Raw genomic sequence first — 15489 nt, forward strand, 5'->3', positions numbered from 1 at the left:
CGATGAAAATTCAGGGATGTCTGAATCCCTGTCATCTGCCCCGTTGCAGGGCCGCTAGCGCGTCGTCTGGCTGGCCTGGGCGGCTTCGTCCCGCAGCCACTGGAGGAAGCTGATGACTTCCGGACGCGACTTGTTGCGCGCCGGACATACCGCGAAGTGTTGCGTCAGGTCCAGCACCAGCCCGGTGCGAAACACCGGCTGCAGGCGGCCGCTTTGCAAATGCTCGGCGGCGAAGGCGTCGCTCTCGAACACCACGCCCAGGCCCTGCACGGCGGCCTCGATGCTCATCATGGCGCGGTCGAAACGCAGCGCGATGCGCTCCGGACGCAACTCCGGCGCGTACTTGGCGAACCACTCCGGCCACTGCAGCAGGCTGCCGCGCGACTGGATCAGCGGCGACTGCACCAGGTCGGCCGGCCCTTCGATGCGGTGCAGGGCGAGAAAGTCGGGACTGGCCATGGGGATGATGCGTTCGGCCAGCACCGGCTCGATTTCCAGGTCCGGCCAGGCCGGCACGCCGCAGCGGATGTCGAGGTCGACCTGGCCGATCTCGAAATCGGAAAAGTCGGGCGAGGCCGACAAACCCAACGAGATATCCGGATGCAGCTTGGCGAAGCGGCCGATGCGCGGCATCAGCCACAGGCTGGCGAAACTGGGGCTGGAGTGAATGTGCAGCGAGTTCTCGACGCCGTGGCGCAGGTCGTCGGTGGCGGCGTTGATCGCGCCCAGCGCGCCGGCCACGCGCTTGAGATAGGACTGGCCGGCGGGCGTCAGTTCAACCCCCTTGGTGGAGCGCTCGAACAGGCGCAGGCCGAGCAGTTTTTCCAGTCGCGCGACCTGGTGGCTGATGGCCGAAGGCGTGAGGTGCAGCTCGGCTGCGGCGAGGTTGAAACTCTTTCTGCGCGCGATCGCTTCAAAAGCCATCAGGGAGGTCAGCGGAGGAATCATGGCGTTCGAAGCTCGTCTCTTTCTGGTGTCTTTTTTGATGTCTTCGCCGATTTCTGATGCGGCGCAACATGCACAGGTTCGAAGTATTCCTGAGATTTTATCGTTTGCCCCCTCATTTGCAACAGCAGCAAAATCAAGTCTCCGATAGATGATGGGCGGCGTGTTGCCGCAGCTTCACCACTCCATTCCACACGACACTGCAGACGATAAACATGGACGATCCGAAAGCCTTCCTGAAGATGTTGTTCGACAGCGCGGTCAGCTACGCCCAGCCGGCCGACGTGCTGTCCGGATTCATGCCCCGACCACCCAAGGGCCGCACCATCGTGGTCGGCGCCGGCAAGGCCAGCGGCGCGATGGCGCATGCCTTCGACGCGCTGTGGCCTGCCGACGCCCCGCTGGAAGGTCTGGTGGTGACGCGTTACGGCCATACGCCGCCGCTTGCCGCCGACGCCCGCCGCCGCATCGCCGTGGTGGAAGCCGCGCACCCGGTGCCTGACGACGCCGGGCTCGATGCCGCGCAGCGCATGCTGGCGCTGGTGCAGGGGCTGGGCGCGGACGACCTGGTGATCTGCCTGATCTCCGGCGGCGGCTCGGCCTTGCTGACGCTGCCGGCCGACGGCATGAGCTTTGTCCAGAAGCAGCACGTGAACCAACAGCTGCTGGACTGCGGCGCAGGCATCGTCGAGATGAATTGCGTGCGCAAGCACCTCTCGCGCATCAAGGGTGGACGCCTCGCGCTGGCGTGCGCGCCGGCGCCGCTGATCACGCTGGCCATCAGCGACGTGCCGGGCGACGACATCTCGGTCATCGCCAGCGGCCCCACCGTGCCCGACGACACCACCTGCGCCGATGCGCTGGCCGTGATCCGGCGCTACGGCATCGAGGTGCCTTCTTCTATCGTGGCGGCGCTGGAAGCCGGCGCGCTGGAGACACCCAAGTCCGGCGATCCGTGCTTTCGCGCCAATGAGGTGCACCTGATCGCCACGCCGCAGCGCTCGCTGGAAGCGGCCGCGGCGGCCGCGCGCGCGGCCGGGATCGAGGCGCATATCCTGTCCGACGAAATCGAGGGCGAGTCGCGCGAGATCGGCAAGATGCACGCAGCGCTGGCGCGCTACATCGCGCGCGACGGCACGCCGCTGAACCGGCCTTGCGTGCTGCTGTCGGGCGGCGAGACCACGGTGACCATCCGCCCGCGCGCGCCGGACGCGCCCAAGGGCAAGGGCGGACGCGCCGGCGAATTCTGCCTGGGCCTGGCCGAGGCCTTGCAGGGCTATCCGGATATCTGGGCGCTGGCGGCCGACACCGACGGCATCGACGGCGTGGAAGACAACGCCGGCGCCTTCGTCACGCCCGACACCGTGGCGCGCGCCGCGGCGGCCGGACTGAAGCTGTCCGAGCATGCCGCTCGCAATGACTCCCACCGCTATTTCCAGGCGCTGGACGATCTGTTCGTGACCGGGCCGACGCATACCAACGTCAACGATTTCCGCGCGATCCTGATCCTGTAACGCGGCATTTTTCGCGCCTGGCGCGGCCTGCATGAAGAGATGATGGTTCATCACTTCTCCATGACAAACCATCACTTGTCGCAGGATCGGGAAAGGTTGAACATCGGTGCCAGAACAACAGGGCCTGTTCACATTAGATCTGCGAGTGCGAGTGGCCAGCAAGCGTTGCCTGCCTAGGCGCAGCGACGCGGCGTAGTGGTGCTACGGCAAGGAGCTGTAACAACGGCAGGCGACGCTTGCTGGCCGCTCCCGGAGGGTTGCCCCCAGGAGCAACGCATCTCGCAGATCTAATGTGAACAGGCCCTACGGAGACACAGGCGAGCGGCCGCAAGAGCTGCATGCCAGGTTGTAATGAAACGCTGCACAAGGAAGTTGCCGTCACTGCACGCACCGCAGCCAACGACCGCCCGCATTGTCTCCAGTGTTCCCTACTAGAACGCCCACTTACTGGAGATATATTTCATGCTGCTCAAGGACAAAGTCGCCATCATCACCGGCGGCGCCGGCCTCAACGGCCTCGGCTTTTCCACCGCCCGCCTGATGGCGGCCCAAGGCGCCCGCGTGGTCATCCTCGACCTGGCGCAAGCCGAACCTGCATCGGCCGCCGCCCGTTTGGGCGAGGGCCATCTCGGCCTGGTCGCCGACGTGACCGACAAGGCTTCCTGCGAAGCGGCCGCCGCCGCCGTGGTCAAGCAGTTCGGCCGCATCGACATCCTGGTCAACAACGCCGGCATCACCCAGCCGGCGAAATTGCTCGACATCACCGGCCGCGACTACGACCGCATCCTGGATGTGAGCCTGCGCGGCACGCTGTACATGTCGCAAGCGGCGCTGCCGGCGATGCGCGCGCAAAAGAGCGGCTCCATCGTCTGCATTTCCTCGGTGTCGGCGCAACGCGGCGGCGGCATCCTGGGCGGCCCGCACTACTCGGCGGCCAAGGCCGGCGTGCTGGGCCTGGCGCGTGCGATGGCGCGCGAGTTCGGCCCGGAAGGCATCCGCGTGAACTGCGTCACGCCGGGCCTGATCTCCACCGACATCAACAAGAACATCCTCTCCGCCGAGAAGAAGGCCGAGATCGCCGAGACCATTCCGCTGGGCCGCCTGGGCGGACCGGACGACGTCGGCGGCGTGTGCGTGTTCCTCGCCAGCGACCTCTCGCAATACTGCACCGGCATCACGCTGGACGTGAACGGCGGCATGCTGATCCACTAAGCCGCAGCTATCCCGGCGCCGGCCAAGGGGGCCGGTGCGCACTTGTCGACATCAGAACACCCAGAACATTCAAGGAGACCAGACATGAGCAACGAGACCACCAAGAAATCCAGCAACGCCATGAGCCGCCGCCAGGTGCTGAAAGTGGGCGCTGCCGCCGCCGCGCTGCCGCTGTTTTCGATCATGACCCGTCCGGCCAATGCGGCTGAATTCACCTATAAGTTCGCCACCGGCCAGGATCCGTCGCACCCGGTCAACAAGCGCGCGCAGGAAGCCATCGACCGCATCCGCAACGCCACCAACGGGCGCATGGAAATCAAGCTGTTCCCGGCCAACCAGCTGGGGTCGGACACCGACCTGATGTCGCAGATCCGCAATGGCGGCGTCGAATTCTTCAACCAGGCCAACACCGTGCTGTCGACGCTGGTGCCGGCCGCCGGCATCGTCAACACCGGCTTCGCGTTCCACGATTACGGCGATGTCTGGAAGGCCATGGACGGCCAGCTGGGCGCCTATGTACGCGCGCAGATCGAGAAGGTCGGCCTGCTGACCATGTCCAAACCCTGGGACAACGGTTTCCGCCAGATCACCACCTCCACCAAGCCGATCAAGAACGCGGCCGACGTCAAGGGCGTGAAGCTGCGCGTGCCGGCCGCGCCCATGCTGACCTCGCTGTTCACCGCGCTGGGCGCCAGCCCCAGCCCGATCAATTTCAACGAGGTCTATTCCTCGCTGCAGACCAAGCTGGTGGAAGGCCAGGAAAACCCGCTGGCCATCATCAGCACGGCGCGCCTGTATGAAGTGCAGAAGTACTGCACCATGTCCAACCACGTGTGGGACGCCTACTGGATCCTGGGCAACCGCCGCGCCTTCGAGAAGCTGCCCAAGGACATCCAGGAAATCGTGCGACGCGAGCTCGACAAGGCCGCCACCGACGAGCGCGCCGACATCGCCTCGTTCTCCGGCTTTGCCCGCAACGACCTGGCCGGCAAGGGCCTGCAGATCATCGAGCCGGACAAGGACTCCTTCAAGGAAGCGCTGGCCAAGGCCAACTTCTACAAGGACATGAAGGCCAAGTTCGGCGATGAAGCCTGGAAGCTGCTGCAAAACAGCGTCGGGAGCCTGGGATGAGCGCGCTCTCGCTGGAGCGGCCGGCTGTCGATGACAGCTCGCTGCCGGCGCGCATGGAGAACTGGCTGGGGCATGCCATCGAGATCCCGGCCGCCGCCCTGGTGGTGGGCGAAGTCGCCGTGCTGCTGGCAGGCGTGGTGATGCGCTTCATCTTCAACAGCCCGATTCCCTGGGCCGACGAACTGGCGTCCATCCTGTTCCTGTGGCTGGCCAACCTGGGCGCGGCCGTGGCGCTGCGCCGCGGCACCCACATGCGCACCACGGTGCTGGTCAACTTCATGAGCGAGCGCGGCCGCGCCTGGGCGGAAACCCTGGCCGTGGTCGCGCCCTGCCTGATGCTGCTGATCCTGATGCAGCCGATGTGGGAGTACGCGGAAGACGAGATGTTCGTGCAGACCCCGGCGCTGGGCTGGCCCAACACCGTGCGCGCGGCCGCCGTCGCCACCGGCGCGGCGCTGATGATCGCGCTGAGCCTGCTGCGCATGTCGCGCCAGCGCCTGGTGGACTTCATCGGCGCGGCGGCGACCATCGCCGTGGTGGCCGCCGCCATGTATCTGGGCGCCGGCTGGCTGCAGAGCATCGGCAACTGGAACCTGGTGGTGTTCTTCGGCGTGGTGCTGGCGGTGTCGGTGCTGCTGGGCATCCCCATCGCCTTCTGCTTCGGCCTAGCGACGGTGGCCTTCATGCTGACCGTGACCACCAGCCCGCTGGCGGTGGTGGCCGGCCGCTTCGACGAGGGCATGAGTTCGCTGATCCTGCTGGCGGTGCCGCTGTTCATCCTGCTGGGCCACCTGGTCGAGATGACCGGCATGGCCAAGGCGATGGTGGACTTCCTGGCCTCGCTCTTGGGCCACGTGCGCGGCGGCCTGAACTACGTGCTGCTGGGCGCGATGCTGCTGGTGTCGGGCATCTCCGGCGCCAAGACCGCCGACATGGCGGCCGTGGCGCCGGTACTGCTGCCCGAGATGAAACGCCGCGGCAACCACGAGGGCGAACTGATTTCGCTGCTGGCGGCGTCCGGCGCCATGGCCGAAACCATTCCCCCCTCGCTGGTGCTGATCACCATCGGCTCGGTGGCCGGCGTGTCGATCGCCGCGCTGTTCACCGGCGGCATCATGCCCGGCATCGTGCTGGCCGTGCTGCTGGCGGTGCTGGCGCGCTGGCGCAGCGCCGAAGTCGTCGAGGGCTTCAAGCGCGCGCCCGGCAAGGTGGTGCTGCGCTCGCTGGTGATCGCCCTGCCCGCGCTGCTGCTGCCGATGCTGATCCGCACCGCGGTGGTCGAGGGCGTGGCCACCGCCACCGAAGTCTCCACCATCGGCATCGCCTACGCGGTGGTGGCGGGGCTTCTGGTCTACCGCCAGTTCGACTGGAAGCGCCTGTACCCGATGCTGGTGGACACCGCAGCGTTGTCCGGCGCCATTCTTTTCATCATCGGCACCGCCACCGGCATGTCGTGGGCGCTGACGCAGTCCGGCTTCTCGCACTCGCTGGCCGAGGCGATGACCAGCGTGCCGGGCGGCAAATACGGTTTCCTGCTGGTGTCGATCGCCGCCTTCATCGTGCTGGGCAGCGTGCTGGAGGGCATTCCGGCGATGGTGCTGTTCGCGCCGCTGCTGTTCCCGGTGGCCAAGGCGATCGGCGTGCATGAGGTGCATTACGCGATGGTGATCATCCTGTCGATGGGCGTGGGCCTGTTCGCGCCGCCCTTCGGCCTGGGCTACTACGCCGCCTGCACCATCGGCCGCGTGCATCCGGACCTCGCGGTCAAGCGCATCTGGCCCTACCTCGGGGCGCTGGTGGTGGGCCTGCTGATCGTGGCCTTCGTGCCGTGGTTCTCGATCGGGTTCCTGTGATGGCTCCGGGCGGACCGCAACGTATTCAATCAACAAGGAATGTTCATGTCTGAGAATTTGGCAAGTCTGCGCGAGAGCGCATATCGGATCCGCCGCTACGCCGTGCGCATGGGCGAGGTGCAGGGTCAGGGCTACATCGGCCAGGCGCTGGGCTGGGCCGATGTGCTGGCGGTGGCCTACAAGCACGCCATGCAGCTGCGCCCGGCCGAGCCGGAATGGGTCGGGCGCGACCGCTTCCTGCTGTCGCACGGTCACTATGCGATCGCGCTGTACGCGGCGCTGATCGAGGCCGGCATCGTGCCGGAAGAAGAACTGGAAAGCTACGGCAGCGACGACAGCCGCCTGCCGATGTCGGGCATGGCGGCCTACACGCCGGGCATGGAAATCTCGGGCGGCTCGCTGGGCCAGGGCTTGGCCATTGCGGTGGGTATGGCGCTGGGTCTGCGCTATCAGAACAACCCGGCCTTCATCTACAACTCCATGTCGGACGGCGAGCTGGACGAAGGCGCGACCTGGGAGGCGGCGATGGGCGCGGCGCACCACGGCCTGTCCAACCTGATCTGCCTGGTCGACATCAACAACCAGCAGGCCGACGGCCCCTCCAGCAAGATCATGGGCTTCGAGCCGCTGGCCGACAAGTGGACCTCGTTCGGCTGGCACGTGCAGCGCGTGGACGGCAACGACCTGGCGGCCGTGGTGAAGGCCTTCGACGCGGCGCGCAAGCTGAAGGAAGCCAAGCCGCGCGTGATCCTGTTCGACACCCTGATGGGCAAAGGCGTGCCCTTCCTGGAGCAGCGCGAGAAGAACCACTTCATCCGTGTCGATCCGCCTGAATGGCAACAGGCGTTGTCCATCCTCGACCAGTCCCATCAAGAAGGAAACCAAGCATGAATACCGTCGCCGACAAGAAGCCGCGCCTGACCACCTCGGCCATGATCGCCTCGATCGCCGGCGAGGGCCAGCGCGTGACCGCCGCACCGTTCGGCAAGGCGCTGGTCGAATACGCGGCCGAGCGTCCCGAGATCGTCGGCCTGACCGCCGACCTGGCCAAGTACACCGACCTGCACCTGTTCCAGAAGGCCTATCCGGAACGCTTCTTCCAGATGGGCATGGCCGAACAGCTGCTGATGGCGGCAGCCGGCGGCATGGCCAAGGAAGGCCTGGTGCCGTTCGCCACCACCTACGCGGTGTTCGCCACGCGCCGCGCCTACGATTTCATCCACCAGGTGATCGCCGAAGAAAACCTGAACGTGAAGATCTGCTGCGCCCTGCCCGGCCTGACCACCGGCTACGGTCCCAGCCACCAGGCCACCGAAGACCTGGCGATGATGCGCGCCATTCCCGGCATGACCATCGTCGACCCGTGCGACGCGCTGGACCTGGAGCAGGCCGTGCCGCAGATTGCCGCCCACCAGGGGCCGGTCTACATGCGCCTGGCGCGCGGCAACGTGCCGCTGGTGCTGGACGAGTACGACTATAAGTTCGAGCTGGGCCGCGCCAAGGAATTGCGCGACGGCAATGACGTGCTGATCATCTCCAGCGGCTTCATGACCATGCGCGCGCTGGAAGTGGCCAAGGCGCTGGAAGCCGATAACGTCAGTGTGGCGGTGCTGCACTGCCCGACCATCAAGCCCTTCGACGAGGCCGCCGTGGTGGAGCAGGTCAAGCGCAAGAACCGCCTGGTGGTGGTGGCCGAGAACCATTCGGTGGTGGGCGGCCTGGGCGAGATCGTCGCCACCACGCTGATGCGCCACCGCGTGCATCCGGCCGGCTTCGAGATGGCCGGCCTGCCGGACGCCTTCCTCGACGCCGGTGCCCTGCCCACGCTGCACGACCGCTACGGCATCAGTTGCGAGGTGTTGAGCCAGCGCATCAAGGCGTGGCTGAAATAGGCAGCTGAACGCAGCGGCGTCCCCGCTGACGCACATTCCTCGCACGCCAGCATCAGCACGGGCGGCCCGGACTCCGGGTCGCCCGTGTTTTTTTGCGCGCGCCGACCGCGCCTTCATTGACGCAACAAAGTTGCAATTAATGCGCCCGGCATGACTTCCAAATAATGATTTTCTGGGCGCTTCGGTTAGACTAGCTCCGAATCAGGGGAAATCCGTCCGGATCCCCGCATTGCCTGATCACCCCAACAACAAGAACAGCCCCCGTTCGTCATTGGTTTGACGTTCGTTGGAATCATATTTTCGATTCCGGAATAGGAAGTTAACTTTGAATCGCGCCGTTCCTTCAGAACCGCCCTCCCCGTCGGCACATCCGTCCGGCCTGGATCAGCTCATCCTGGCCGACCAGTTGACCGCCGTGCGCCACACCGTGCGACTGTCCATGCCGGTCAACGCAGTGTTGGGGATCATCTCGGCGGCGCTCGCCTGGAGCGCCGGCAAGCTCGATATCGCGCTGATCTGGCTGGCCTGCTCCGGCGCGGTCAACCTGTCGCGTCTCCTGGCCTGCCGCCTGCCGGTGGCGCGCGTGGCGGCGCTGCCGCTGCTGGCCCTCTTGCCGGGCAGCAAGGGCAAGAGCGCTGTGGAGCTGAACCTGCGCGCGCACTGGATCCTGGCCCTGATGTCCGGCCTGGTGTGGGCCGGTGTGCCCTTCCTGTGCGAGGGCTACACCACGCCCGAGACCCTGTTCTACCTGACCTGCGTATGCGGCATCACGGCCGGCGCCGTGACCCACGGCTTCGCCTTCGCCCGCATCCCGATCTGCTTCATCACCCCGCCGCTGCTGTCCATCATCGTCTGCCTGGCCTGGCAGGGCGACACCGTGCGCGTGGCGCTTTCGCTGGCAGTGCTGCTGTATCTGGCGGCGCTGATCCGCGGCGCGCGCGTGAGCGAGAAGCTGGTGTCCGACGCCAGCGCGTCCAAAAACCGCGCCACCTCGGCCACCCAGGCGCTGGAGATCGCCCACCGCGAACTGGGCGTGTTCGCCGAGAAGATGCAGTACCAGGCCGAGCACGACCTGCTGACCGGGCTGCTCAGCCGCGCCGGCTTCATGCAGAAGACGCAGGCGGTGGCAACGCCGCGCGCGCAGTCGCTGTGCATGATGTTCCTCGACCTGGACGGCTTCAAGGTCATCAACGACGCCTACGGCCACGACGCCGGCGACCAGATGCTGATCGAAGTGGCGCGCCGCCTGGAGAGCACGCTGGCCGGCGCATTGACGGATGAATTCACGCTGGCGCGCCTGGGCGGGGACGAGTTCGCGATCCTGTATCAGGCAACGCAGCGCACCGACCCGGCTGCGATCGCGGCCCGACTGATCGCGGCGATCCGGGCGCCCTATCCGCGCCTGCCGAACCGCCATATCGGCCTGAGCATCGGCATCCACCTGTCGGACGCCGACGACATCAACGAGATGCTGATCTGCTCCGACGCGGCGATGTACGAATCCAAGCGCCGCGCACGCAACCAGTACAGCTTCTTCACCCCGGTGCTCAATGCGCGCCTGCAGATGAAGCGCGACGTCGAGCGCGACCTGGCCGCAGCGCTCAAGAACGGCGAGCTGGAGGTGTGGTTCCAGCCCATCATCCAGCGCAACGGTACCGCGCTGGAAGGCTTCGAGGCGCTGCTGCGCTGGCGTCATCACAAGCACGGGTGGATCGCACCGCCCGACCTGATCGAGATCGCGGCGCTGGCCGGCCTGTCGGAAGAATTGCTGCACTTCATCGTAGGCGAGGTGACGGAGATGATCCGCTTCCTGCACGCCGCCGGTCGCAGCGAACTGCGCGTGGCGATGAACATCTCCCCGCGCGAACTGGAACGCATCCTGATCGACGACCTGGTGGGCAGCAAGTTGCAGGAGTTCGGCCTGCCGGCGGCGATGCTGGAAATCGAGATCACCGAAGAAGCCGCGCTCGACCTGCAGGCCGCGCGCCAGACCCTGGCGGCCTTGTCGGAACTGGGCGTGAGCATCGCCATCGACGACTTCGGCGTGGGTTATTCCTCACTGGGCGTGCTGCGCCAGATGCGCGTGTCGCGCGTGAAGATCGACCGCAGCTTCGTCACCGGCTTGAACGACAGCGCGGAGAACCAGGCGCTGGTGCAGGCGGTGCTGCAGCTGGCGGAGTCGTTCAACTTCCTGGTGGTGGCCGAAGGCGTGGAAAGCGTGGAAGACCTGCGCATGCTGCAAGACATGAACTGCCCGGCGATGCAGGGCTACTACTTCTCGCCGCCCATGCCCGTGGCGCAGGCCCGGCAATGGATAGGCGGCGCGGCTGTGATGGCCTGAGGAGCGTAGCCGCGACCGCTCTGCGTTTGCATGCAGCGCCTCAGTTCACATGCAAGTGGCCGCGGCCGATCGCGGCGACGCTGGTCACGCCCAGCAGGCCCATGTCACGCTTGACTTCCTGGCCGATCAACTCCAGCGCGCGGGCCACGCCAGCCTCGCCGCCGACGGTGGCGGCGTAATTGAAGGGGCGTCCGATCCAGGCCGCTGCAGCGCCCAGTGCCAGCGCCTTCAACACGTCGGTGCCGCGGCGCACGCCGCTGTCTAGCATCACCGGCAAGCCGCCGGCCGCTTGCAGAATTTCAGGCAACACCAGCAAGGGTGCGACGCTGCCGTCGAGCTGGCGGCCGCCGTGGTTGGAGACGATCACGCCGTCGGCGCCCAGCTGATGAACGCGTGCAGCGTCGGCGCCATTGAGAATGCCCTTGATCACCAACGGGCCGCGCCACATCTTGCGCACGCGCGCAACGTGCTCCCAACTCAGGTGGCCACGATCGGAGAAATCGCGCAGCACATTGGACGACATGATGGGTGCGCCGCGCGTGGCGTAATTGTTCTCGAAGTGCGGCATGCCATGGCGCAGCAAGGTCCGACCGAAAGTGCCCAGCAGCCAGCGCGGATGCGTCAAGCCTTGCCAGGCCAGCGATACGCTGGGCCGCAGGGGAGTGGAGAAACCGGCGCGAATATTGTTTTCGCGATTGGCCGACACTGGCGTGTCGACCGTCAGCACCAGGGTCTGGACGCCGGCCGCGCGCACGCGGTCAATCAACGCGTCGATCTGATCCTGCCTGCCGGGCAGGTAGGCCTGGAACCAGGTTTCCGGAGCGGCCGCCATCACTTCTTCCAGCCGGATCAGCGAGGAGCCGCTCATGATGCAGGGGACGTTCGCTTTCTTCGCCGCCAGCGCCAGCGCGACGTCGCCGCGATAACTGGTCATTGCGGCCAGCCCCATCGGCGCCACGCCTACCGGCATCGCATAGCGCGTACCGAACAGCGTTACCGAGATATCCACCGCAGATACGTCCACCAGTACATTGGGCTTGAAGGCATAGCGCGTGAACGCGCTGCGATTGGCGTTGACAGACTGCTCGTCCTCCACCGCCCCCGACACGTAGGCATACAGCGGATGCGGCAGCAGACGCCGGGCCGCCGGCTCGAAATCGTGCAGCGACAGGAAGCGCTTGAGGTTCGCGGTGCTCATAATTACCTGGGAAAGATGGACGGACTGCCGCCGGCTCCGTGCAGAGGGCCGGCGGCAGTGCAACTGAAACCGGCATCGAAAGCCAAGTATCGCCTTACAGGCCGAACGGCTTGAGCACCTTGTCCAGCCAGGCCTGCTCCACCTTGCCGTTGGCGATCTCGGCCTTGATGCCATCCTCCATCGCAGCGGTGTTGCGCGCCGCCTCGATCAGCGCCGCGGCCTGCGCCTGACCAAAGCTGACCAGGCCGTCTTCGTCGCCCACGATCAGGTCGCCCGGATGGATCACCTGGCCGTCGATGCTGACCGGCACGTTCATCTGCGCCGGCCCGGTCTTGTAGGGACCGCGGTGGCTGACGCCGCGCGCATAGCAGGGGAAGTCGGCCGCCTCGAAGGCCGCCGTGTCGCGCACTGCGGCGTCGAGCACGAAGCCCACGCAGCCGCGCTGCTGCGCGTACAGCATGATCAGCTCGCCCACCAAGGCGTTGCTGGTCTCGCCGCCGCCGTCGACCACCAGAACGTGACCAGGCTGCATCATGGTCAGGGCCTTATAGATCAGGAGGTTGTCGCCGGGGCGAGTCTTGATCGTCAGGGCGGTGCCCACCAGCTTGCGCGAGCGGTGGATGCGGCGCAGGCCGGTGACGCCCGACAAGCGTTGCAGGTTGTCGCTCAGGTGAGAGACAACAATGTCCTGCAGGGCAGCCACGACGTCGGCGGCGGCCACCGCGGGCGCGGGCTGGAGAAGGAAAGGGGATGCCGTCATGCTTGTCTTTCAGTCGAAGGCGTAATCGGAAGGGCTCAGGGCGCGACGGTAGTGTCGTCCACCGGCTCGGCGATGGTCAGCAGCACCACGAAGCTGATCAGCGAGCCGACCGCCATGAAGGAGAACACGTAGTCCCAGCCGTAGTGATCCAGCAGCATGCCGGTGGCCAGCGGTGCGATGGCGCCGCCGATCTGGCCACCCATGTTGACCACCGAGCTGGCGATGGGGAAGGTTTTCTTGTCGGCTACGCCCATCGGATAGGCCATGTAGGCGGAAAAACCGAAGCTGAGCAGCACGCCGGTCAAGAACAGCAGCGCCCCGTAGCTCACCGGATCGGCCGGCGAATTGATCAGGGCGTACATCATGCCGGCGGTAGCCAGTGCCGAGAGCATCATGCCCGGCTTGCGGCGTTTGGCCAGCAGGCGGTCGGAGACCATGCCGCCCAGCAGGTTGCCGATCACCGCGCCGACCCAGGGGGCGGCGGCAACAAAGCCCATATTCATCACGGAGAACTTCTTGACCGACAGCAGGTAGGTCGGGATCCAGGCCAGCAGCACGTTGGAGATGCCCAGCTGGAAGCAGTAACCCAGCGCGCAGCCCAGCACGTTCCAGGAGCGGAACACGCTCTTGCTGTCAGTCAGCGGTGCCAGCTTGCGGGCGCGCACGAACTTATCCAGCCAGGCCGGCGCAGGCTTGCCGACCTTCGCGGCGCGCGCCGCGGCCTGATCGACCGCCGCCGCGCCGGTGATGTAGTCCAGTTCCTGCTGCGACACGCGCGCGCTTTGCGCCGGATGGTTGGTCACCAGCAGATACCAGAGTACCGAGAACACCAGGCCGGGCACGGCAAAGAAAATGAAAATCTCGCGCCAGCCCCATAGCGCGATGATGGCCGCGCACACCGGCGGCACGATCACCGGGCCAAATTTCACGGCCGACAGGAAGATACCGCTGGCGGTGCCCTTTTCATGCGGCGGGAACCAGTTGTTGATGGTGGAGGCGATGCCGACTGGCAGCGGGCCTTCCGCCAGGCCGAGCGCAAAGCGATAGATCTTCAGGCCGAGAATGGAGCTGGTGGTGCCGATCAGGCCCGTGAACAGCGAGGTCAGGATCATCGCGCCGGTGAAGATGCGACGCACGCCGAAGCGGCTGGTGGCAAACCCCGAAGGCAACTGCGCCAGCGCATAGGCGAACAGGAACAGGCTCAGCAAGGCCCCGGCCTCGGTATTGCTCATCGTGAATTCCTTGCGGATGAATGGCAAGGCAACACCGATGTTGGCGCGATCGGCCGCGGCGATGGTGTAAATCAGGAAGATCATTGCAGCGACCACCCAGCGGAAGCGGGTTGGTCGCGTCGGGTGCGACACTGCGGACGAGGCCTCGCGGCCCGATGGTTGCGACATCGATATCTCCGTATAAGAATTGTGGCGGCACCTGGTTCGGCGACGGGCGCCTGTTGTGTTTTTATGCCGGCGTCGATTCTAAATACGATAGATAGGGACGTAAAATGAGATATACGACGATAATATAGTCACCTTAGGACTATATTCTGCGTTTCCTGCCCCTGCTCTGTCCCAGCTCACGCACCATGCTTTCCCACGCCATCGATACTTTCGTCACCATCGTCCGCACCGGCAGCCTGAGCGCCGCGGCGGCGGAAATGAACTTGACCCAGACCACCATCAGCAAGCGTATCAAGGCGCTGGAAGAAGAACTGGGCATGCAGCTGCTGGAGCGCGGCAAGGGTATTCGCCAAGTCAAACTGACTGCCAGCGGCGAAGAGTTTTCACGCATCGCCGAGCGCTGGAGCCTGCTCTCGCGAGAGGTCAACATCTTGAGTTCGCAGGGGCCGCGACTGAGCCTGACCATTGGCAGCGTGGACAGCTTGAACGTGTTCGTCTTCCCGCGCCTGTACCGCGCATTGCATGAGGAACATCCATCGCTGAAGATGGATATCGTGACGCTGCACTCGTATGAGATGTACGACATGATCGAGCGCCGGCAACTGGATCTGGCCTTCACGCTGCGCGAGCGCAGCATGCCCAACGTGAACGTGGAAGTGTTCTTCTCCTCGCCGATGGTGGTACTGAGCCTGCAATCGGGACGCGCCGGATCCGGCCGCAAGGTAAGGCCGCAGGCGCTGTCCGCCGACCACGAACTGTTCGTTCCCTGGGGTCGCCAGTTCGACGCCTGGCATGATCGCTGGTGGGATCCGCTCACGCCGTCGCGCATCAAGCTCGACAGCGGCCACCTGATCCTGTCTATGCTGCACCATCCGCGCCAGTGGTCCATCGTGCCGCTGTGGCTGGCACAGGCCGCGGCCTCCAAGGGGCCGTTCATGTACCGCGAGCTGACCGACGCTGCCCCGCCTTACACCTGCTACAAGCTCACCCACAAGCAACCCACGGTCAGCACCGGGCGCAGCCTGGAGATCGTGGCGCGACATTGCACCGAGTTGTTCGACGGCGATGCGGTCAAGCCTTACCTCGGTTGGGATCGCGGCGGCTGAGGTCTGAGGTCCGAAGCTTGCCACCGTATCAGGAGAGTTTGGCGGTGCTCGCCTGTGGATAAGATAGGGACTGAAGAAATAAACCGTGAAGAACGACAAAGGCCCGCGTCTGCGGGCCTTTTGCTGTGCATGGCCGA

12 protein-coding genes are annotated in these 15489 nt (G+C 65.6%); 8 read left to right on the top strand and 4 right to left on the bottom strand.

Going from position 1 to position 15489, the window contains the following annotated elements:
* Positions 1-54: 54 nt before the first annotated feature.
* Complete coding sequence (locus J8I26_RS07860) at positions 55-948, bottom strand: LysR substrate-binding domain-containing protein (RefSeq protein ID WP_209605886.1); 894 nt, start codon at positions 946-948, stop codon at positions 55-57.
* 212 nt (positions 949-1160) lie between these two features.
* On the opposite strand from J8I26_RS07860, the gene J8I26_RS07865 reads away from it, so the two are divergent.
* The 7 genes from J8I26_RS07865 (at position 1161) to J8I26_RS07895 (ending at position 10888) form a co-directional block, all read left to right on the top strand.
* Positions 1161-2459 (top strand): glycerate kinase, encoded by a 1299-nt coding sequence (locus J8I26_RS07865; RefSeq protein ID WP_209605888.1) that lies wholly within the window; start codon positions 1161-1163, stop codon positions 2457-2459.
* A 462-nt stretch (positions 2460-2921) separates the two neighbouring features.
* Positions 2922-3671, top strand: coding sequence for an SDR family NAD(P)-dependent oxidoreductase (locus J8I26_RS07870; protein WP_209605889.1), 750 nt, complete (start codon positions 2922-2924; stop codon positions 3669-3671).
* 84 nt (positions 3672-3755) lie between these two features.
* A complete protein-coding gene (locus J8I26_RS07875) occupies positions 3756-4802 on the top strand; it encodes a TRAP transporter substrate-binding protein (RefSeq protein ID WP_209605890.1) in 1047 nt (348 codons plus the stop codon).
* Positions 4799-6655 (top strand): TRAP transporter large permease subunit, encoded by a 1857-nt coding sequence (locus J8I26_RS07880; RefSeq protein WP_209605891.1) that lies wholly within the window; start codon positions 4799-4801, stop codon positions 6653-6655. The genes J8I26_RS07875 and J8I26_RS07880 overlap by 4 nt, the downstream gene beginning before the upstream one ends.
* A 45-nt stretch (positions 6656-6700) precedes the next feature.
* Positions 6701-7546: a transketolase gene (locus tag J8I26_RS07885; protein ID WP_209605892.1), complete on the top strand. Its 846-nt coding sequence runs from the start codon at positions 6701-6703 to the stop codon at positions 7544-7546.
* The gene (locus J8I26_RS07890; RefSeq protein WP_209605893.1) at positions 7543-8547 is read left to right on the top strand and encodes a transketolase C-terminal domain-containing protein; all 1005 of its coding nucleotides are present in this window, start codon (positions 7543-7545) and stop codon (positions 8545-8547) included. Before J8I26_RS07885 ends, J8I26_RS07890 begins: the two co-directional genes overlap by 4 nt.
* A 325-nt stretch (positions 8548-8872) precedes the next feature.
* Positions 8873-10888, top strand: coding sequence for a bifunctional diguanylate cyclase/phosphodiesterase (locus J8I26_RS07895; RefSeq protein ID WP_245200215.1), 2016 nt, complete (start codon positions 8873-8875; stop codon positions 10886-10888).
* A 40-nt stretch (positions 10889-10928) separates the two neighbouring features.
* Here the strand turns inward: J8I26_RS07895 and J8I26_RS07900 are convergent, their stop codons facing one another.
* The 3 genes from J8I26_RS07900 to J8I26_RS07910 all read right to left on the bottom strand — a co-directional run bounded on the left by J8I26_RS07900 (position 10929) and on the right by J8I26_RS07910 (position 14246).
* Positions 10929-12086, bottom strand: coding sequence for an alpha-hydroxy acid oxidase (locus J8I26_RS07900; protein WP_209605894.1), 1158 nt, complete (start codon positions 12084-12086; stop codon positions 10929-10931).
* A 94-nt stretch (positions 12087-12180) separates the two neighbouring features.
* On the bottom strand, positions 12181-12846 hold the full coding sequence (locus tag J8I26_RS07905) for an RraA family protein (RefSeq protein ID WP_209605895.1): 666 nt from the start codon (positions 12844-12846) through the stop codon (positions 12181-12183).
* Between the two features lie 35 nt (positions 12847-12881).
* Positions 12882-14246, bottom strand: coding sequence for an MFS transporter (locus J8I26_RS07910; protein WP_209605896.1), 1365 nt, complete (start codon positions 14244-14246; stop codon positions 12882-12884).
* 185 nt (positions 14247-14431) lie between these two features.
* Between J8I26_RS07910 and J8I26_RS07915 the strand changes: the two genes are divergently transcribed.
* Positions 14432-15352, top strand: coding sequence for a LysR family transcriptional regulator (locus tag J8I26_RS07915; RefSeq protein ID WP_209605897.1), 921 nt, complete (start codon positions 14432-14434; stop codon positions 15350-15352).
* The last annotated feature ends 137 nt before the right edge of the window (positions 15353-15489 follow it).

The organism is Herbaspirillum sp. LeCh32-8, assembly GCF_017814915.1.
Taxonomy (GTDB): Bacteria; Pseudomonadota; Gammaproteobacteria; order Burkholderiales; family Burkholderiaceae_D; genus Herbaspirillum.